This is a genomic window from Gordonia sp. X0973, assembly GCF_013348785.1.
Lineage (GTDB): Bacteria > Actinomycetota > Actinomycetes > Mycobacteriales > Mycobacteriaceae > Gordonia.
In genome coordinates, this window is record NZ_CP054691.1 from 265,622 (window position 1) to 283,008 (window position 17,387).

The following is a 17,387-nucleotide window of genomic DNA, read 5'->3' on the forward strand; positions in this document are numbered from 1 at the left end:
ACTCGGCGGGGTCGGGGTGCCCAGGTCTCGACCCGACGTTCGGCGTAGGGGGCCGGGCTAGCGCACCGTCGAGAAACCCGAGCGTCGGGTGTGGACCTCCAGAGCGAGGTCGACAAGGCGGTCGATGAGGGCGGAGTAGGAGAGCCCGGTGGCCTCCCACATCTTCGGGTACATCGACGCCGGGGTGAAGCCGGGAATGGTGTTGATCTCGTTGAGCAGCCAGCCGCGCCCGGGTCCGTCGCGGTAGGTCTCCTCGTAGAAGAAGTCGACGCGGGCCAGGCCCTGGCACCGCAGCGCGCGGTAACAGCGCACCGCGAGTTCGCGGACCTCGTCGACGACACTCGGCGGCAGCTCCGCCGGGATCTGCAGCTTCGCGGCGCCGGTGACGTATTTGTCTTCGTAGTCGTAGAACTCCGAGCCGGGCAGCACCTCGCCGGGCAGCGATGCCTCCGGCGACGAATTGCCCAGCACCGCGACCTCGATCTCACGGGCGGTGACGCCCTCCTCGATGACCAGCACGTCGTCGTAGGCGAGGGCGGTCTTCAGCGCGACGGCGAGTTCGGCCTCGTCGTGGGCCTTGGTGATCCCGACCGACGACCCCATGTTCGCGGGTTTCACGAAGACCGGCAGGCCGAGCTTCTCGACGGCGTCGGCGATGGTCTGCTGCTCGTCGTCGACCCCGTCGCGGTGCTCGATCCAGTGGCACTGCGGGATGTCGCGGTAGGCGGCGACATCCTTGGCCATCGCCTTGTCCATACACACCGCCGAGCCGAGCACCCCGGACCCGACATAGGGCATGCCGAACAGTTCGAGCATCCCCTGGATGGTCCCGTCCTCCCCGTGCGGCCCGTGCAGCAGCGGCAGGACGACCGTGGTGGCGTGCCCGTCGCCGCGCAGTTCGGCCAACGGTTCGACCGTCGGCCCGTCGGGAGCGAGCGCGTTGCCCAGCGGTTCGCCGACGGCCAACGCGGCGACGGCGGCGGTCGGCCGCACCCACGTCCCGTTGCGCGTGATGCCGATGGGGACCAGTTCGTAGCGCGAGAGGTCGGCGGCGGTCAGGACGTGGGCGGCGGTGATGCAGGAGATGTCGTGCTCGGCGGAGGCTCCGCCGAAGAGGACGACGAGGCGCAGCTTCGCAGGGGCGGCGTCGGGCATGGGTGTAACCATACGGGGGCCCATCGTCGACGGCGACGGGGAATCCGCACGGCCGCCCGCTGTACCGTTGACGCGTGCAATTCACCACCGCAGAAATCGCCTCGGCCACCGGCGGGACGCCGATCGGCGCCGACGTCGTCATCGACGGCGCGAGCATCGACTCGCGTACTTTGGCCGCGGGCGAACTGTTCGTACCGATCGTCGCCGAGCGCGACGGCCACGACTTCCTCCCACAAGCGCTGGCCGCCGGCGCCCCGGCGTATCTGACCAGTCGCGACGACACCGCGCCGCCCGCGGGAGTCGCCGCCATCCGCGTCGACGACACCGCGCTCGCCCTGCGCGCCCTCGGCCGGGCAGCGCGCGGACGAATCGGCTCGAAGGTGATCGGCGTGACCGGCTCGGTCGGCAAGACGTCGACGAAAGACCTACTCGCCGGCGTCCTGGCGACGACCTACCGCACGGTCGCGAGCGCGAAGTCGTTCAACAACGAGCTGGGGCTGCCGTTGACGCTGCTCGGTGCCGAAGACGGCACGCAGGCCGCGGTGCTGGAGATGGGCGCGCGCGGCATCGGCCACATCGCGACGCTGTGCGAGATCGCCTCCCCGACGGTCGGCGTCCTGACCCGCGTCGAGGGGGTACACCTGGAGAACTTCGGGTCGATCGAGGCGATCGCGCAGACGAAGGGCGAGTTGGTCGAATCCCTGCCGGCCGACGGGATCGCCGTGCTCAACGCCGACGACCCGAATGTCGCCGCGATGGCCTCGCGCACATCGGCCCGCGTGCTGACCTACAGCGCCGCCCGGGCGCCGGCCGATCTGACCGCCACCGACGTCACCCTCGACGAGGAGCTGCGCGCCTCCTTCACCCTGCATTCGCCGTGGGGTAGCGCCGCGGTCCGACTGGGCGCGCGCGGCGAGCACCAGGTCGGCAACGCGCTCGCCGCCGCGGCGGCGGGCGGCGGCGTTGGCGTTGGACTCGACGGGATCGTCGCGGGCCTCCTGGACGCCGAGCTGTCCGGCCTGCGCATGGAACTCGCCCACACCGCGTCGGGAATCACCATCATCAACGACGCCTACAACGCCAACCCGACGTCGATGGCCGCCGCGCTGCGGGCGCTCGCCCGGCTCGACGCACAGCGGCGCGTCGCCGTGCTGGGAACGATGGCCGAACTCGGCGACGACGCCGAGGCCGCCCACCGGGGGGTCGCCGAGCTGGCGGCGTCGCTGGGCATCGCCGTCGTCGCGGTCGACGAGCCCCGTTACGGGCCGGGGGTCGAGCACGTGGCCGATGCGCCCGCCGCCGCCGAGCACGTCACCGCCCTGGGTGCCCCCGTGGCCGTGTTGGTCAAGGGCAGTCGTGTCGCGGCCCTCGAGCGCGTGGCCGAACTGTTGGCGTAGGTGGGATTCGGGTAGTCGACTACTCGGGTCGGGTGCGGTAGCGAGCGGGAATTCTGGGTGTGTGCCGAGGACGGCACCACTAACAGAAGGAGCTCGATCATGGTGAACAAAGGTCTACGAGCGTTGGCGGCAGCCGTGGGTTCGGCCGCCGCAGCTGCCATCCCTCTCGGTGCCGTCACCGCCCATGCGGCCAGTCCGCAGTTGACGGTGACCGGCGGGACGACATCGTTCACCGGGGTGTTCCCCAACCCGATGGGCGGTAAGTGCCAACTCATCTATCGGAACAAGAACACCAAACCCGGAACGGCCGTGTTCGGTCCCCTGGCGTCGCCCGGCGTGGGCGGAGAGACGAAGTTCATCGTTGCGGTCGCCGAAGGCCGCTGGCAGGTGTCGGGCTGGTGCGAAAAGGCCAACACCCAGTCCGCCTATCAGACCGTGTTCGTCGGCCCGCAGTATCAGCTTTACACCATGCTCAACAATGCCGGCAGCTCCTCCCTAACCCCGCAATGAGGGCGGGCGCGCTACGCGTCCGTCGACAACCGGGGGAGCAGACGTAGCGTCTTCTGCTCGGTCCAGCCCTCCGGTTTGAGGATCTTCGCCCACGCGAACGGGATGGCACGCAGGTAGTGGTGGCCGTGCCCGTCGGGGACGTTGACCGCGACGGCCATATCGGCCGAGACCTGCAGGAACGTGACGATGGGGATCCAGTGCATCACCGGCAGCACGTCGCGCCCGCGGGGTTCCTTGAGCCATTCCGGCTCACGGAACAGCAGGGTGGGGTTCCACCAGGTGATCGGATCCGACGGGTGCTGGATGTAGGCGACGCGGTGGTTCTCCTCCCACGGCGCGTCGGGTCGGTTGAGATCGTTCTCGTCGGCGATGAACCGGACCAGTGAGCCGTCCTCGAAGATCGGCAGCACCTGGGGGCTGCCCTCGTCGCGGTTGCGGGTCGTGTCGGCCCAGAGCTGGTTGTTGAAGGTCGGGCCGGTGAACAGCGCACCGTCGGTCCGTGCGGAGATCGTCGGGATCGACCCGAACGGCGCCTCGCCGGCGAAGCTGCCCAGGGATTCGCCGAAGACGACCAGCTTGGGGCGCTGCGCCTCGGGGATCGCGCGTACCTTGGCGCTGACCTTCTCGAACAACTGGATCCCGGCCTGGCGGGCGCGCTCCTTGTCGACGAGGAAGGAGATCCAGCTGGGCAGGTAGCTGTACTGCATCGAGACCAGTGCGGTGTCGCCGTTGTACATGTATTCCAGCGAGTCGATGTAGCTCTTGTTGAGCCAGCCGCTGCCCGTCGTCGCGCCGACCGCCACGATCTTGCGCTGCAGTCCTCCGGTGCGCTCCAGTTCGCGCACCGCGTTGTCGGCGATCGCGTCGATGGTCGGCGCGGAATCCAGCCCGGCGTACACGCGGATCGGCTGCATCGCGGGCGCCCCGTTGAACTCGGTGAGCTGCGCGACGGTCGGTCCGAGCGCGACGTTGGCGCGACCCTCACGGCCCAGGGAATCCCAGGAGACGGTCGACTGCGGCCCACCCGAGCGCAGCGGCGAGGTCGGCGGAACCGTATCCGCCTTGGTCTCGTTGTTGGCCGCGGCGAACGTGTTGTTGAGGGCTCGCATGATGCCGTCGACGAGGACGCCGTTGACCAGCAGCACCGTCAGGGCGAGGGCGAGGGCACCGCCGGCGACGGTGGCCATGCGCGCCGGGATGAAGCTGCGCAGCAGACGGATCAACCAGACGACCCCGCGACCCCAAAGCTTGCCGATGACCAGCAGGACGAGGAAGACGAGCACGATGACGGCGAGCACGATCGGGACCGTCCGCCAGTGGGTGTCGAGATGCTTGATCCCCATGAGATCGCGGATCTCGTTCTGCCACTTCATGTACCAGTGGATCATCAGCGCGGAGTCCCACAGGGCGACGAACGCCAGGGCCCACCACCAGAACTTCTGCGGCCGGGGCCAGGGCTGCTCGCGCGACACCATGAAACGGGCCAGCCAGGTGAGGAAGGTGCCGACCCCGTAGCCGATGGCCGCCGCCCCGCCGGCCACCAGGCACTGGAAGTACCAGTCGCGGGGGAGCAGCGACGGCGTGGCCGAGGCGATCAGCATGATCGTCGCACCGACCATGCCGCCGTAGGAGAGGTGGGTCATGTGGTCACGAAAGCGACGAAGCGGCTTCCGGGCAGTCGTCGTGGTCGGCATCGCGGTCCTTCGATCGGCACCCGCCGGACGGCGGACAAAAACGGCAGGGCCCCCGACGCCGGGGACCCTGCCAAACTATCAAGTGAATCGGTCAGTCGACGTGGTTGGCGGCGTTCGCGACGATGATGTCGTGGACCCACTGGGCCAACCCCGGGGCGTACCCGTCGTAGTTCTCGGTGAACCGCTCGTCTGCGACGTACATCTGCGCCAGGCAGGTGTGCATCTCGTAGCCGCAGTCGTAGAACTTCTCGATACTCGCGCGGTGCCGTTCGGCCAGGGCGTTCGCCTCGTCGGTACCGGGTTCGACGCCGGCCGCCTTCGCCGACGCCAAGGCTTGCATCAAGGCATCCTGTTCCGTCTTGACGGCCACCCAATCGGCCTTCGACATCGCCGCCGTGCGTTCCTTGCTCTGGCGCCACTGTTCGGTGTCGCCCCAGCGCTGCTCGGCCTCGGTCGCGTAATCGTCGCGCACCGATAGCCAGTCGTCGCCGAACAGCTCCACCTGCTCGTCGGCGGTCAAGGCGATGCCGTCCTGCTTTCTGGTCATGAGTTCCTCCAACGCGGCGACCATCCGGTGCAAGCGGTCGATCCGCTCGGACAGCAGCTTGCGCTGGTCCTCGAGCTGGGACAGCTCGTCGCCGTCCGGATCGTCGAGCAGGGTCGCTATCTGCTCAAGGGGGAACCCGACCTCGCGGTAGACCAAGACGCGGTGCAGGCGCTCCACGTCGGCATCGGTGTAGAGCCGATAATCCGACAGGCTGCGCTCGCTGGGCGCCAGCAGGCCGATGTGGTCGTAGTGGTGCAGCGTGCGGACGCTCAGCCCGGTCATCCGGGCGACCTCGCCGACCGTGTGCAGGTCGTGTTCCTCGCTCACACCGACCACCTTCTGCCCTGACGCCGCGTCAGGGTCAAGCGTCAGTTGGGGAGCTGGAAGACGAAGGCGTCGTCGCCCTTGGCGCAGGCGGCCAGGATGTTCTCCGCGTCCGACGGACCGCAGGTCCAGCCCTTCACGTCCTGCTTCTGGCCGGTGGCGATCAGCGGGCCGTACTCCTTGGCGACGCCCTTGGCGGTGTCGCAGCTGACGTTGCCCTTGAGGATGACGAGTTCCAGCGCACCGTCGGGTCCCTGGGCCGGGCCGCACTTGGTGCCGGGAACGTCGGGGACGACGCGCTCGGCCGGGATCGACGTCGGGCCGCTGTTGTTCGGGTTCGGGCCGGGGACGACGGCGATGCCGTTGTCGGTGGAGGCCGACGGGGAGGCGTCCGACGAGGAGGCGGTGGCGCCGGCACTCGACGCCGCGCTGTTCGTCGCGTCGTTCCCGTCGGTGGCACAGGCGAGGACCGTCAGGCCCGTCGCACCGATGACGGCAGCGGTGCCGACCAGGCGCGTGATCAGGGTCTTGGTGGTATCCAACATGGCCTCCAGGGTAGCGAAGCGGTCCTTAACTTTTGATGAATCCGTTCACTGCCTGCGACAATGCCGAGCGTGACTTCTGCAGCGACCCGCTTTGCCGTTGGAACCCCGATGACGTCGGGTCTGGGGCGCACCGGGGTGATCTCGACGCCGCACGGCGACATCGCGACGCCCGCCTTCATCCCCGTCGGCACCAAGGCGACGGTGAAGACCGTGGTCCCCGAGGCCGTCGCCGAACTGGGTGCGCAGGCGGTACTGGCGAACGCCTACCACCTCTATCTGCAGCCGGGGCCCGGCATCATCGACGCGGCCGGCGGGCTCGGTGCGTTCATGAACTGGCCCGGGCCGACCTACACCGACAGCGGCGGCTTCCAGGTGATGTCGCTGGGCGTCGGTTTCAAGAAGGTGATCGAGATGTCGGCCGGGCACGCCCCCGACGACGGCAAGATCGCCGACGGCAAGGAGCGCCTGGCGAATGTCGACGACGACGGGGTGACGTTCAAGTCGCATCTCGACGGGTCGGCGCACCGATTCACGCCGGAACTGTCGATGCAGATCCAGCACCAGCTGGGTGCCGACATCATCTTCGCGTTCGACGAGCTCACGACGTTGATGAACACCCGTGACTACCAGGAGAACTCGTTGGAGCGCACCCGGCTGTGGGCGATCCGCTGCCTGGCCGAGCACAACCGGCTCTCGGTCGAGCGCAGTCATCGACCGCAGCAGTCTCTATGGGGAGTGATCCAAGGCGCGCAGTACGAGGATTTGCGACGCAAAGCCGCACGCGACCTCGCCGCTCTCGGTGCTCGCGACGAGGCCGAGGGCGGCAAGGGATTCGGCGGCTTCGGGATCGGCGGCGCGTTGGAGAAGGAGAACCTCGGGACCATCGTCGGGTGGGTGAATTCGGAACTGCCCCAGGACAAACCGAAGCACCTGCTGGGGATCAGCGAACCCGACGACGTGTTCGTCGCCATCGAGAACGGAGTGGACACCTTCGACTGCGTCTCGCCGACCCGGGTTGCGCGCAACGGTGCCATCTACACGCGCGACGGCCGCATCAACATCACCAACGCCCGCTTCCGCGATGACTTCGCCCCGCTCGATGCCGAGCTGACCAACTACACCTCGCAGTATTCGCGGGCCTACCTGCACCACTTGTTCCGAGCGAAGGAGGGGCTCGGGCCCACGCTCGCGACGCTGCACAACCTCTCGTTCACCATCGAGATGGTCGACGGCGCCCGTCGAGCGATCGAGGAGGGGCGATACGAGGACTATCGCGACGACTTCCTGGGTCGGTACTACGCCAAGCGATGACTGATCTCCCATAATCGTCCGAATATCGGGGGTCGGACGGCGATGTCCCCTCCGACCCCCGATATTCGGACGTTTCTGTCAGGTAGACCAGACCCACGCACCCCGAGGGAGCGCGGCGGGATCGAAGCGCCCCAGTAGTTGCCCAGCTGTCACCGATTCGTCGGGGCCGGCCATATTCAGTGACCGGGCGATGAGGTCTAGTACGTCCTGCGCGGAAACCCCTTGGGCGGCAAGGTCTTCCAGCGTCACGGCGCCGTCGCGCTTGGACAACCGCATGCCGTTGGCGTTGATCACGAGGGGGGCGTGCGCGTAAGTCGGTGGCTCGTATCCGAGCAGGGTGGCCAGGTACGCCTGTCGGGGAGCCGACGCCAAGAGGTCGTCGCCGCGGACCACCTGGTCGACCTCGGTCTCGGCGTCGTCCACCACGACGGCCAGGTTGTAGGCGGGTGTGCCGTCGCCACGGCGCAGCACGAAGTCGTCGACCAGGCCGGTGTAGGCGCCGCGCAGGAGGTCGTCGACGGTGAACTCGGTGGTGTCGCAGCGCAGCCGGATGGCGGGTGGTCGCCCGGATTCCCGACGTTCCCGCAGCTCCGTGTCCGACAAGTGCAGACACGTCCCTGGATAGGCGCCCTCGGGGGCGTGCGGCGCGCGCGGGGCGTCCAGGATCTCCCGCCGCGTGCAGAAACACTCGAAGGTGCGGCCCGCATCGGTGAGCGAGTCGATCACTTCGGCGTATCGGGCCCGACGCGAGGACTGGTAGAGGACGGGTGGGTCCCAGTCGACGCCGATGGCGGCGAGCTCGGCGAGTTGGCGCTCGTCGGCGCCGTCGACGCTGCGCTCGTCGAGGTCCTCCATCCGCATCAGGAAGCCGTGTCCGGTGCTGCGTGCGAACAGCCACGCCAGGAGTGCGGTGCGCAGGTTCCCAACATGCAGATCCCCCGACGGGGAGGGGGCGTAGCGACCGTTTCCTGTCACGGGACGTGGGCGACTAGCCGGTGAAGCCGACCAGCAGCGCCTTCAGCGGCTCGGCGTCCGGGTTGGCGACGACACCGCCTCGTCGCACGGTGACCATGAAGGGACAGGTGTCGGCAGAGCCGCTCACTTCACCGAGGTCGCGCACCTTGCGACCGCTCTTCGCCTCGTGCAGCGTGACCCGATACCTCGTCGAGTAGTAGTCCGCCCGGGAGTTCTGGAAGGAACAGGTCTGCTTCTTGCTGCGCTCCTGCTTGATCTCGGTGAGACATGCGACCGCGTTGACCTTGCCCGGGTCGGACTCGGAGGTCTGTTCACCGTGGCCGCTTGGGCCGGCCTCGTAGACTCCGCCGGCGTTCAGGCCGTCCCACGAGGTGCTGCTGAAGACGAAGCCTTCCTGCCCGATGTCGTCGCCGTGCTTGACGAAAGCCGCGATTCGGTAGGGCGCGGTGAATGCACCGGCGTTCGTGATCGAACCACCCTTGCAGACGGCATCGAAATCGCTGACGGTGGCGGCCGTCGTCGGCTGAGTCTCTGCCGTACGGCCGATCAGGTAGAGCGCCGACAGACCGGCGACACCGAGAAGAAGCACGCCCGCGATGGCGAGGACGATCAGACCGGTCCGCGACTTCTTGGGTGGATGTGGCATGCCCGGGTACCCCGGCATCGGATACGCCGGTCCCGGTGGGGCGCCGTAGGGCATACCCGGCGGAGGTCCACCTGGCGTCCCCGGTTGCGGCCATCCGGGGTGCGGTTGACCAGCTGCCTGCTGGCCGGGCGGCACCGAGCCGGGCTGTTCGGGGTGGGTATCGGACATGCGCGAAAGGCTACCTCGGAACGACGCGATCGTCGGATGTAAGAGGGACGATGCACCGCCCATAGCAACAAGGATTCAGGCCACCGGCTGTGCGGCTCTCGCTGACATCCCGGGCACACAGTGGAACGATGAACGGCGTGGACCTTCCGGTGAACCCGCCCGTCGCCCCGATGTTGGCCAAGGCCGTGACTGCGGTCCCGCCGCAGCCCGACGACGGCCCGAAGTGGCTCTACGAGCCCAAGTGGGACGGCTTCCGGGTGCTGATCTTCCGCGACGGCGACGAGGTGGAGATGGTTTCGCGCGGGGGCAAGGACCTGGCGCGCTACTTCCCCGAGGTGGTGTCGGCGGCCAAGGCCGAACTGCCGGAGAAGATCGTGCTCGACGGCGAGATCGGCGTCCCGCGCAGCTTCGACGGGGTACACCGCCTGGACTGGGACGCCCTGAGCCAGCGCATCCACCCGGCCAAGTCCCGCATCGACATGCTGGCCGAGCAGACCCCGGCGATCGTCATCGGATTCGATGCACTCGCCCTGGGCGCCGAGAACCTGATGGACCAGGCCTTCGCGTCCCGACGAGAAGCCCTCCTGAAATCGGTCCCGGGCACCGGAACCATTCGGGCCAGTCGCGTCACCGACGACACCGGGGTCGCCCAGCGTTGGTTCTCCGCCTTCGAGGGGGCCGGCCTCGACGGCATCGTCGCGAAGGATCGGGCCGGCGGCTACGTGCCGGGCAAGCGCGAAATGCTCAAGGTCAAGCACAAGCGCACCGCCGACTGCGTCGTCATCGGCTACCGGGTACACAAGAGCGGGACCGGCGTCGGCTCGCTGCTCCTCGGTCTGAATTCCGACGACGGGGAGATCCGCATGGTCGGGGGATCCAGTGCGTTCAGCGACGCCATGCGCGTCGAACTCCAGGAGATGCTCGAGCCGATGCGACTTGACCCCGACAAGCCGTATCCGGGCGAACTCACCAGGTGGCGCCAGGCCGGCACGGGTGATTTCTATCCGGTGCGCCAGGAACTGGTGGGCGAATTCGCCTATGACCAGATGGAGAACGGCCGCTTCCGGCATACCGTGAAGTTCCTGCGTTGGCGCCCCGACCGCGAACCTTCCAGCTGCCGCTACGACCAGTTGGAAGTGCCGCTCGACTACGACCTCTATTCGGTTCTGGAAGGCGGCGCGTAGCGATGGCCAGTCCAGCGGTCGAAGTCGACGTCGACGGGGTGAGTGTTCGACTCTCCAGCCCCGACAAGCCGTTCTTCCCGGAACTGGGCGAGAACGGTAGCAAGAGGCACCTCTTCGATTACGTCGTCGCCATGTCCGGGACGGCCGACGACCCGGGGCCGCTGCTGCGCGCGCTGCATCGCCGGCCGACGTTCCTGCAACGGTTCCCCGACGGAATCACCGGCGACGAGGTGTACCAGAAGCACCTGCCCCGCAAGCACCCCGACTATTTGCACGCCACCCTCATCGAGTTCCCGTCCAAACGCACCGGCCACGCCCTGTGCCCGACGATCCCCGCCGACCTCGCGTGGGCGAGCCAAATGGGTACCGTCACCTTCCACTCCTGGCCCACCGTCGACATCGGCGACGAGGAGAAACCCAACAACCACCCGGATCAGCTGCGCATCGATCTCGATCCGCCGGACGGGAGTGATTTCGACGAGGTGCGCGGCGTCGCACTCGACGTCGTGAAACCGGTCCTCGACGATCTGAAGCTGCCCGGCTTCGTGAAGACCTCGGGCAGCCGCGGCATCCACGTCTTCATCCCGGTGAACCCGCAGTGGGATTTCATCGCGACCCGACGTGCCGTCATCGCGCTGGGCCGCGAGATGGAGCGCCGCGCGCCGCAACGGATCACGACGTCGTGGTGGAAGGAGGAACGCGGCGGCCGCGTGTTCATCGACTACAACCAGAACGCGCGCGACCGCAGCATGGCCAGCGCCTACTCGGTCCGCCGCAGCGCGACGGCCAAGGTCTCGACGCCGGTCACGTGGACCGAACTCGTCGACGTCGATCCCGCCGAGTTGACGATTACCACCGTCGCCGACCTGGTGGCCAAACGCGGCGACCCGTGGGCCGAGATGACGTCGGCCGCCGTGGGGATCGAGTCGCTGTTGGAGATGGTCGCGCGTGACGACGCCGAAGGTCTCGGCGACCTGCCCTATCCGCCCAGCTTCCCCAAGATGCCGGGTGAGCCGCCCCGCGTGCAGCCGAGTCGCAAGGTGCCCGAGCACTGGGACCAATGGGGCAATCGTCGTCCCCTGGCCTAGGAAGCCACGACTTGGCGAGTTAGGGTTGCCTACATGAGGCGTCTTCTCGGAATCCTTGCTGCCGCAACGGCGATGACCGCTGCCTTCGCCCCCGCCACGGCCCCGACGGCCGTCGCAGCTCCGGGCGGACCCGCGGTCAACGTGTACCTCGCCGACGGCCGGACTCCGGTCGGGGCCACGGTTACGCATCCCGGCGACAAGCTCGTGGTCAAGGGCCGCGGATTCGACCCGAACGCGAACACGTCGGGCTTCCCCGTTCCGGTGCCGCCGGGCGTCCCGCACGGCACCTTCATCGCCTTCGGCGCATTCGCACCGCATTGGCGGCCGTCGGCCGGAGCACCGGAATCGGCGCGCGCGACCGCCCGCAGTGGCGTCCAGTGGGCGATGGCCCCGCAGGCGCTCAACCGCGTGCCCACGGCCCCCTTCGACTTCCGCCGCACCATCCGCCAGCAGTGGGTGCCGCTACATGCCGACGGCACCTTCACCGCGACGTTGACGCTCGCGACGCCGAAGTCGATCCCGGCGGGTGCCCGCTGGGGCGTCTACACCTACGGGGCGGCCGGCTCGGACAACGCCGCCCAGGAACTGGCCGTCCCGGTCAGCTACAGCACCGCCCCGGGGCCCAACACCCCGCGCACGCCGGCGAAGAACCTGGTCTGGGGCTACTCCCCGTCGTTCTACCGAACCTTCGCGAAGACCACGCAGGGCAGCGTGACCGGCAGCGACGGCGCGACCGTCGACAAGGTCGGCCGCATGTCCTTCGAGCAGCGCAGCGGCACCCTGCGCGACGGAAACGGCATCCTGCGGTTCCGTGGCACCATCGTCGCGTCGACGCGGTTCCACCTCTACGAGGTCGCCCTCGTCGACCCGGTGCTGAGCGTCCGCAACGGGCACGGCGTCCTGAGCATGAGAACGTCGACGACCAATATGAACGGCACCGATGCGACGCGGCGTATCGACATCGCCGACGTCGACCTGCGCGGTGTGACTGCCGACGGGAAGCGGAGCGCCCGCGTCACCTTCCGCCCGGGTATCTCCCCGCAGGTTCTCGCGCTGCTCTCGACCGGCCCCGCCGCACCGATGGACCTGGTGCTCACCGCACGCTGATCGATGCGGACGACGGGGTGATCGCCGCGGTGAACGGCGGTACCGTCGGGTATGGCCGTGTTGACCGAGGAACAAGTGGACGCCGCGTTGGCGGAACTCGACGGATGGGTGCGCGCCGACGGGGCGCTGCGCCGTTCGGTGGAGTTCCCGACGTTTCTGACCGGCATCGACGCCGTGCGCCGCGTGGCCGAACGGGCCGAGGCGATGGACCACCATCCCGACATCGACATCCGCTGGCGAACCGTCCGCTTCGTGCTCGTGACCCACTCCGCCGGCGGGATCACCGAGAAGGATGTGGCGATGGCCCGCGACATCGACGCGATCATCGGCGGCGGGACGCGCTGAGAATCGAGTAGTCGACTACTCGCGACCACGGGTCGAGCCGTTCCTACCGTGCTGGGTGACCGAAGAAAGTCCCCGACAGGGAGGACCCTGCCATGTTCACCACCAAGCTCGTCGCATCCGTCGCCGGCGCCGCGGCCCTCGCCGCCGTCTCACTGGTCGGCTCACCCGCGAACGCCGCCTCCGCGACCTTCACCACCAACCAGGGGCGAATCATCGCCAAGGTGACCGGCCTGCCGCTCGTCCCGAAGACCTGCAGCCTCTACCGGCAGACGAAGGTCGGGATCGACGGCTGGTTGAGCACCTACTCCGCGGACACCAACAAGATGAAGGCCGCCGAGGCCAAGGTGAACGGCTCGAGCGTCACACTCACGAGCCCGAAGCTGCCGCACGACTGGTACGACGTGGTCGTCTACTGCTCGGCCTCCAAGGACAACATGATGCTGTTCACCCGCGACGGGCGGGTGCGCACCTAGTCGCGCGCGATCACCGTCGGCGCCGATCTTCACAGGTCGACACGGCGATTCGGGGTGTTCCCCGACGCGATTCGAGGCGTACATTGGCGCGGGTGTCGATGCCCTCGTCTACAACACATCCGGTGCGCGCAGCCCTGATCGTCGGTGCCCTCGGCGTCGTTTTCGGCGACCTCGGCACAAGCCCTATCTACACCGTGCAGACGGTGTTCGATCCCCATGATCCGCACCCGATCAGCCCGACGCGGGAGAACGTCTTCGGCGTCGTATCGCTGATCTTCTGGTCGATCATGGTGATCGTCACGGTGACCTACGTCCTGCTGGCGATGCGTGCCGACAACGACGGGGAGGGCGGCATCCTGGCGCTGATGACCCTGCTCAAACGCTGGATCGACGAGATTCCGCGCAGGATGTTCGCCGTGTTGGCCGCGCTCGGCGTGCTTGGGGCGGCATTGTTCCTCGGCGACAGCATCATCACGCCGGCCATCTCGGTGCTGTCGGCGGTCGAGGGTGTGAAAGTCGTCGACCCGGACCTGCGCGAATGGGTCGTGCCGCTGACCGCGGTGATCGTCTTCGTGCTCTTCCTGGCGCAACGGTTCGGCAGCGGCGCGGTGGGCCGCTTCTTCGGGCCGATCATGGTCGTGTGGTTCACGGTGATCGCGGCCATGGGCATCGGCGGGATCGCCGTCGACCCGGAGATCCTGCACGCACTCTCGCCGACCTACGCCCTGGGCTTCATGGTCCATCACTTCCACATCGCCTTCTTCGCCTTGGCCGCCGTCGTCCTGGCGGTCACCGGCGCCGAGGCGCTCTATGCCGACATGGGCCACTTCGGCCGACGCCCGATCTCGGTGGCGTGGATCGCGATCGTCGCCCCCGCCCTGGTCCTCTGCTACCTCGGACAGGGCGCGCTGGTGCTTTCCGACGAGAAGAACGTGCGCGCCCCGTTCTTCCTCCTCGCGCCCGGATGGGCGCAGATACCGCTGATCGTGCTGACCACGGCCGCGACGGTCATCGCGGCCCAGGCGGTGATCTCCGGGGCCTTCTCGGTGGCGGCGCAGGCGGCGCAACTCGGCTACATGCCGCGGCTGCGGGTCGTGCACACATCGGACCGGGCGTACGGGCAGATCTACGTCCCGTGGCTCAACTGGCTGCTGATGTCGTCGGTCATCACCCTGGTCTTCGCGTTCCGCACGTCGTCGGCGCTGGCATACGCCTACGGCATGGCCGTCACCGGGACCATCACCATCACGACGATCCTCTTCTTCGTCGTGGCGCGACATCGGTGGAAGCTCTCGTACTGGGTGCTGGCACCGTTGGCGATCGCGCTCCTGGTGGTGGACGCGCTGTTCGTCGCAGCCAATGCGACGAAGGTCCTGCACGGCGCGTGGCTGCCGATGGTGCTCGCCATCGCGGCGTTCACCGTGATGGTCACGTGGCGTCGGGGGCGGGAACTCGTCGCCGGTCGTCGCGCTGCCCTGGAGGGCCCATTGCACGATTTCCTCGTCGAACTCGAGGACGACCCGGTCGACGTGGTGGAGGGTACGGCGATCTTCCTCAACCGCGACCCGGACAGCGCGCCGCTGGCGTTTCGGGCCAACGTCGAGCACAACCACGTGCGGCACGCGCACGTGTTGATCGCGACCGTGATTGTGGCGACCGTGCCGCGCGTCGACCCCGCAACGCGGGTGGAACTGCGCAAGCTGGACACCACCGCGCCCGGAATGGCCGGTGCGACAATCACATTCGGCTACGCCGAGGTCCCGGACGTGCCGGCGGCACTCGTCGGATTGGGCGACCAGCTGCCCGGATACGACCTGGCCGGTGCGACCTATTTCCTGTCCACCGTCGAACTACGGGTGAGCGACGAACCGGGGATGGCCGCGTGGCGCAAACGGGTCTTCCTGGCCAGCAGCCACGTCGCCGCCGACGCCAGCGATCACTTCCGACTCCCGCGCGAGCGCGTCGTCGTCCTGGGCTCGCGGATTCCGGTCTGACCACAGTCGGTCTGACCGTCGCCGGTACGGCGAACGGTCGGTCCGGGCTTAGCGTGCGGTGTTCGGGATGCGCACCACGCCGTGGCGGTAGAGCAACGTCTGGGTCTGCATGCGGCACCGGATCCGCACCGGGTAGACGCCGGGCGGTTTCGGGGTGGAGCGGATCTTGAACCCGTGCATCAGTTCGTACTTCTGATACAGCGGATTCCACACGTTGACGCCGAGGGAGCCGAAATACGGATCGCCGTAGTAGCCCTCGAACAGACAGAACTTCTCACCGCGGGGCAGGCCGGTCACCGTCGCCACCAGACGGGACTGCTCGGTGGAGAAGACGGCCGTCGGACGGGTCGGCGGGATGGGGAAGGCGGGCGGCGGAATGGGGGCCGGCGCCGCGGTGGCGGGTGCGACCGTGATCGCGCCAACCATCGTCGACGCGAATGCGGCGATGGCCAGGGCCAGGGCGGTTGGTGACTTCACGGGGTTCGCTCAGTGGCCTCGGGGGCCGTTGTTCACCGGTCCGGGAGGCATGGTTCCCGGCCGCGGAGCGGTCGGCCCGACCTGCGGACGGACGGTGACGCGGACCCAGCCGTCGCGGTCGGCGACGATCCGCGAGCCGGCCGTGCAGATGAAGGAGACGTGGTAGTTGCCCGCGGGCAGCGGACGTGACTTGACCTGCACGCTGCGCTGCGAAGTCGTCCGCTCGCCGGCGGGAAGGTTGCCTCCGCCGAGGGAGCCGGTGCTCGGGCCGCGGTTGCGCACGCCGCGGTACAGGTCGCAGGTCTTGAGTCCGCCGGGAAGGTTCGTCGCGGTGGCCACGAGACTGTGCCCGTCGACCCCGAAGGAGACGCGGCCCTGCGGATCTCCAGGTGCGGCAGATGCGGGCGCGGCCGCCAACGCGACGCTGGTGGCCGCCGCGGCGGCAAGGGTCAATACGGATGCGGCCTTGTTCATGGTGCTTCTTTCCCTCGGGAATCGGCTTACGACGGTTGAAGTTACCGCATCTGAACCGATTGGGTGCCCGGCTGGGAAAAGCCCGGAGGGATCGTCACCCGGCCGGGGTGACGGGGTAGTCGGACGAGGTCAGTGAGACCGGCCGGTCACCGAAATCCACTGCTCGTTGGTCGCGACGATCGTGTACATGCCGGACTTGCGGTTCTTGATGAAGCAGGACAGCCGCAGCAGGTAGCGCCCGCGCGGAACCGGGCGGGTCTTGAACGTGACGTGGTCCTTCGACGTCAAGCGCGATCCGACGGGCACCATGTCGTTGCCGAAGGATCCGATGATCGGTCCGGGGTCGGGTGCGCTGCGCTCGAAGTCGCAGGACTTGCGCCCCTCGGGGAGATAGGTGGCCGAGCCGACGATGCGGTAGCCGCTGACGCTGAAGGTCACCGTCGGCGGCGGTGGGGTGTCCGCGGTCGCCGGCGCGGTCGCAAGTGCGATACCGGTCGCCGCCGCGGCAGCGGCCACACCGGCCGAGATAGCTTTGCGCAACATGTGTTCTGCCCTCCCTGGCACGTTTGCAACGGTTCGAAGCTACCGCAGTCCCGATACGCAAAACCCCGCGACCGGCGTCGTGGCTGGTCGCGGGGTGTGCGTTACTGCGGAGGATAGGGGATTCGAACCCCTGAGGGCTGTTAACCCAACCCGCGTTCCAGGCGAGCGCCATAGGCCACTAGGCGAATCCTCCAGGGCCTGGAGATGTCTCCAGTGCTCAGCAGATGATAGCGGTGCGCCGCACCGAAACCCAAAATCACCTCCCGGAAAAGCCTCAGGTCGAAGGTCGCGCGGGCACCGTCTACACTTGACGACGGATCCCGCGCGGCGTGCATCCTGTGAACTCCCCCAGGGCCGGAAGGCAGCAAGGGTCAACGGGCTCTCTCGGGTGCGCGGGGTCCTCTACTTTTGCCCGACGCCACGCGAGAGG

The 17,387-nt window shown here is 68.1% G+C and carries 18 protein-coding genes, 1 tRNA gene and 1 other RNA gene; 10 read left to right on the top strand and 10 right to left on the bottom strand.

Features of this window, described 5'->3' with window-relative positions; translation table 11 throughout:
• Positions 1 to 57: 57 nt before the first annotated feature.
• A complete protein-coding gene (locus tag HUN08_RS01250) occupies positions 58 to 1,155 on the bottom strand; it encodes a D-alanine--D-alanine ligase family protein (protein WP_124245926.1) in 1,098 nt (365 codons plus the stop codon).
• Positions 1,156 to 1,229: 74 nt separating this feature from the next.
• Between HUN08_RS01250 and murF the strand changes: the two genes are divergently transcribed.
• Together murF and HUN08_RS01260 are read left to right on the top strand one after the other, a co-directional pair.
• Positions 1,230 to 2,552: a UDP-N-acetylmuramoyl-tripeptide--D-alanyl-D-alanine ligase gene (gene murF / locus HUN08_RS01255; protein WP_124245925.1), complete on the top strand. Its 1,323-nt coding sequence runs from the start codon at positions 1,230 to 1,232 to the stop codon at positions 2,550 to 2,552.
• A 99-nt stretch (positions 2,553 to 2,651) separates the two neighbouring features.
• On the top strand, positions 2,652 to 3,062 hold the full coding sequence (locus HUN08_RS01260; RefSeq protein WP_124245924.1) for a hypothetical protein: 411 nt from the start codon (positions 2,652 to 2,654) through the stop codon (positions 3,060 to 3,062).
• Positions 3,063 to 3,073: 11 nt separating this feature from the next.
• Here the strand turns inward: HUN08_RS01260 and HUN08_RS01265 are convergent, their stop codons facing one another.
• From HUN08_RS01265 to HUN08_RS01275, 3 genes are all read right to left on the bottom strand, one after another.
• Positions 3,074 to 4,705, bottom strand: a complete 1,632-nt coding sequence (locus tag HUN08_RS01265; protein ID WP_301546832.1) for an alpha/beta-hydrolase family protein — start codon at positions 4,703 to 4,705, stop codon at positions 3,074 to 3,076.
• A gap of 142 nt (positions 4,706 to 4,847) precedes the next feature.
• A complete protein-coding gene (locus HUN08_RS01270; protein ID WP_124245922.1) occupies positions 4,848 to 5,630 on the bottom strand; it encodes a MerR family transcriptional regulator in 783 nt (260 codons plus the stop codon).
• A 41-nt stretch (positions 5,631 to 5,671) separates the two neighbouring features.
• A complete protein-coding gene (locus tag HUN08_RS01275) occupies positions 5,672 to 6,172 on the bottom strand; it encodes a hypothetical protein (protein ID WP_124245921.1) in 501 nt (166 codons plus the stop codon).
• Between the two features lie 108 nt (positions 6,173 to 6,280).
• Between HUN08_RS01275 and tgt the strand changes: the two genes are divergently transcribed.
• Complete coding sequence (tgt, locus tag HUN08_RS01280) at positions 6,281 to 7,483, top strand: tRNA guanosine(34) transglycosylase Tgt (RefSeq protein ID WP_124246239.1); 1,203 nt, start codon at positions 6,281 to 6,283, stop codon at positions 7,481 to 7,483.
• Between the two features lie 78 nt (positions 7,484 to 7,561).
• Here tgt and gluQRS read toward each other — a convergent pair whose 3' ends face one another.
• The gene (gene gluQRS, locus HUN08_RS01285; protein ID WP_124245920.1) at positions 7,562 to 8,458 is read right to left on the bottom strand and encodes a tRNA glutamyl-Q(34) synthetase GluQRS; all 897 of its coding nucleotides are present in this window, start codon (positions 8,456 to 8,458) and stop codon (positions 7,562 to 7,564) included.
• 13 nt (positions 8,459 to 8,471) lie between these two features.
• Entirely contained in the window at positions 8,472 to 9,272 is an 801-nt protein-coding gene (locus tag HUN08_RS01290; RefSeq protein ID WP_124245919.1) for a hypothetical protein, read from the bottom strand.
• 128 nt (positions 9,273 to 9,400) lie between these two features.
• Between HUN08_RS01290 and HUN08_RS01295 the strand changes: the two genes are divergently transcribed.
• The 6 genes from HUN08_RS01295 to HUN08_RS01320 all read left to right on the top strand — a co-directional run bounded on the left by HUN08_RS01295 (position 9,401) and on the right by HUN08_RS01320 (position 15,463).
• A complete protein-coding gene (locus HUN08_RS01295) occupies positions 9,401 to 10,456 on the top strand; it encodes an ATP-dependent DNA ligase (RefSeq protein ID WP_174900854.1) in 1,056 nt (351 codons plus the stop codon).
• A gap of 2 nt (positions 10,457 to 10,458) precedes the next feature.
• Complete coding sequence (locus HUN08_RS01300; protein WP_124245918.1) at positions 10,459 to 11,544, top strand: DNA polymerase domain-containing protein; 1,086 nt, start codon at positions 10,459 to 10,461, stop codon at positions 11,542 to 11,544.
• 33 nt (positions 11,545 to 11,577) lie between these two features.
• A complete protein-coding gene (locus HUN08_RS01305; RefSeq protein ID WP_124245917.1) occupies positions 11,578 to 12,651 on the top strand; it encodes an HtaA domain-containing protein in 1,074 nt (357 codons plus the stop codon).
• Positions 12,652 to 12,702: 51 nt separating this feature from the next.
• Positions 12,703 to 12,996, top strand: coding sequence for a 4a-hydroxytetrahydrobiopterin dehydratase (locus tag HUN08_RS01310; protein WP_124245916.1), 294 nt, complete (start codon positions 12,703 to 12,705; stop codon positions 12,994 to 12,996).
• 92 nt (positions 12,997 to 13,088) lie between these two features.
• Entirely contained in the window at positions 13,089 to 13,469 is a 381-nt protein-coding gene (locus tag HUN08_RS01315) for a hypothetical protein (protein ID WP_124245915.1), read from the top strand.
• 98 nt (positions 13,470 to 13,567) lie between these two features.
• Positions 13,568 to 15,463: a potassium transporter Kup gene (locus HUN08_RS01320; protein ID WP_124246237.1), complete on the top strand. Its 1,896-nt coding sequence runs from the start codon at positions 13,568 to 13,570 to the stop codon at positions 15,461 to 15,463.
• A 48-nt stretch (positions 15,464 to 15,511) separates the two neighbouring features.
• Here HUN08_RS01320 and HUN08_RS01325 read toward each other — a convergent pair whose 3' ends face one another.
• The 4 genes from HUN08_RS01325 to HUN08_RS01340 all read right to left on the bottom strand — a co-directional run bounded on the left by HUN08_RS01325 (position 15,512) and on the right by HUN08_RS01340 (position 17,150).
• A complete protein-coding gene (locus HUN08_RS01325) occupies positions 15,512 to 15,940 on the bottom strand; it encodes a hypothetical protein (protein ID WP_124245914.1) in 429 nt (142 codons plus the stop codon).
• A gap of 9 nt (positions 15,941 to 15,949) precedes the next feature.
• The gene (locus HUN08_RS01330; RefSeq protein WP_124245913.1) at positions 15,950 to 16,414 is read right to left on the bottom strand and encodes a hypothetical protein; all 465 of its coding nucleotides are present in this window, start codon (positions 16,412 to 16,414) and stop codon (positions 15,950 to 15,952) included.
• A gap of 129 nt (positions 16,415 to 16,543) precedes the next feature.
• Positions 16,544 to 16,957 carry a hypothetical protein gene (locus HUN08_RS01335; protein ID WP_124245912.1) on the bottom strand — a complete coding sequence of 138 codons (414 nt, stop codon included), beginning with the start codon at positions 16,955 to 16,957 and terminating at the stop codon, positions 16,544 to 16,546.
• A 107-nt stretch (positions 16,958 to 17,064) separates the two neighbouring features.
• Positions 17,065 to 17,150 (bottom strand) — tRNA-Ser (locus HUN08_RS01340).
• Between the two features lie 119 nt (positions 17,151 to 17,269).
• On the opposite strand from HUN08_RS01340, the gene ffs reads away from it, so the two are divergent.
• An RNA gene (gene ffs / locus HUN08_RS01345) (signal recognition particle sRNA small type) lies at positions 17,270 to 17,364 on the top strand.
• The last annotated feature ends 23 nt before the right edge of the window (positions 17,365 to 17,387 follow it).

Excerpts from the sequence above, each read along its gene's own strand:
- HUN08_RS01275 (WP_124245921.1), bottom strand. The coding sequence starts at position 6,172 with ATGTTGGATACCACCAAGACCCTGATCACGCGCCTGGTCGGCACCGCT.
- HUN08_RS01315 (WP_124245915.1), top strand. The coding sequence starts at position 13,089 with ATGTTCACCACCAAGCTCGTCGCATCCGTCGCCGGCGCCGCGGCCCTC.
- HUN08_RS01290 (WP_124245919.1), bottom strand. The coding sequence starts at position 9,272 with ATGTCCGATACCCACCCCGAACAGCCCGGCTCGGTGCCGCCCGGCCAG.
- HUN08_RS01250 (WP_124245926.1), bottom strand. The coding sequence starts at position 1,155 with ATGCCCGACGCCGCCCCTGCGAAGCTGCGCCTCGTCGTCCTCTTCGGC.
- HUN08_RS01260 (WP_124245924.1), top strand. The coding sequence starts at position 2,652 with ATGGTGAACAAAGGTCTACGAGCGTTGGCGGCAGCCGTGGGTTCGGCC.
- HUN08_RS01320 (WP_124246237.1), top strand. The coding sequence starts at position 13,568 with ATGCCCTCGTCTACAACACATCCGGTGCGCGCAGCCCTGATCGTCGGT.
- HUN08_RS01305 (WP_124245917.1), top strand. The coding sequence starts at position 11,578 with ATGAGGCGTCTTCTCGGAATCCTTGCTGCCGCAACGGCGATGACCGCT.
- HUN08_RS01300 (WP_124245918.1), top strand. The coding sequence starts at position 10,459 with ATGGCCAGTCCAGCGGTCGAAGTCGACGTCGACGGGGTGAGTGTTCGA.
- tgt (WP_124246239.1), top strand. The coding sequence starts at position 6,281 with ATGACGTCGGGTCTGGGGCGCACCGGGGTGATCTCGACGCCGCACGGC.
- HUN08_RS01330 (WP_124245913.1), bottom strand. The coding sequence starts at position 16,414 with ATGAACAAGGCCGCATCCGTATTGACCCTTGCCGCCGCGGCGGCCACC.
- HUN08_RS01310 (WP_124245916.1), top strand. The coding sequence starts at position 12,703 with ATGGCCGTGTTGACCGAGGAACAAGTGGACGCCGCGTTGGCGGAACTC.
- HUN08_RS01265 (WP_301546832.1), bottom strand. The coding sequence starts at position 4,705 with ATGACCCACCTCTCCTACGGCGGCATGGTCGGTGCGACGATCATGCTG.
- HUN08_RS01295 (WP_174900854.1), top strand. The coding sequence starts at position 9,401 with ATGAACGGCGTGGACCTTCCGGTGAACCCGCCCGTCGCCCCGATGTTG.
- HUN08_RS01335 (WP_124245912.1), bottom strand. The coding sequence starts at position 16,957 with ATGTTGCGCAAAGCTATCTCGGCCGGTGTGGCCGCTGCCGCGGCGGCG.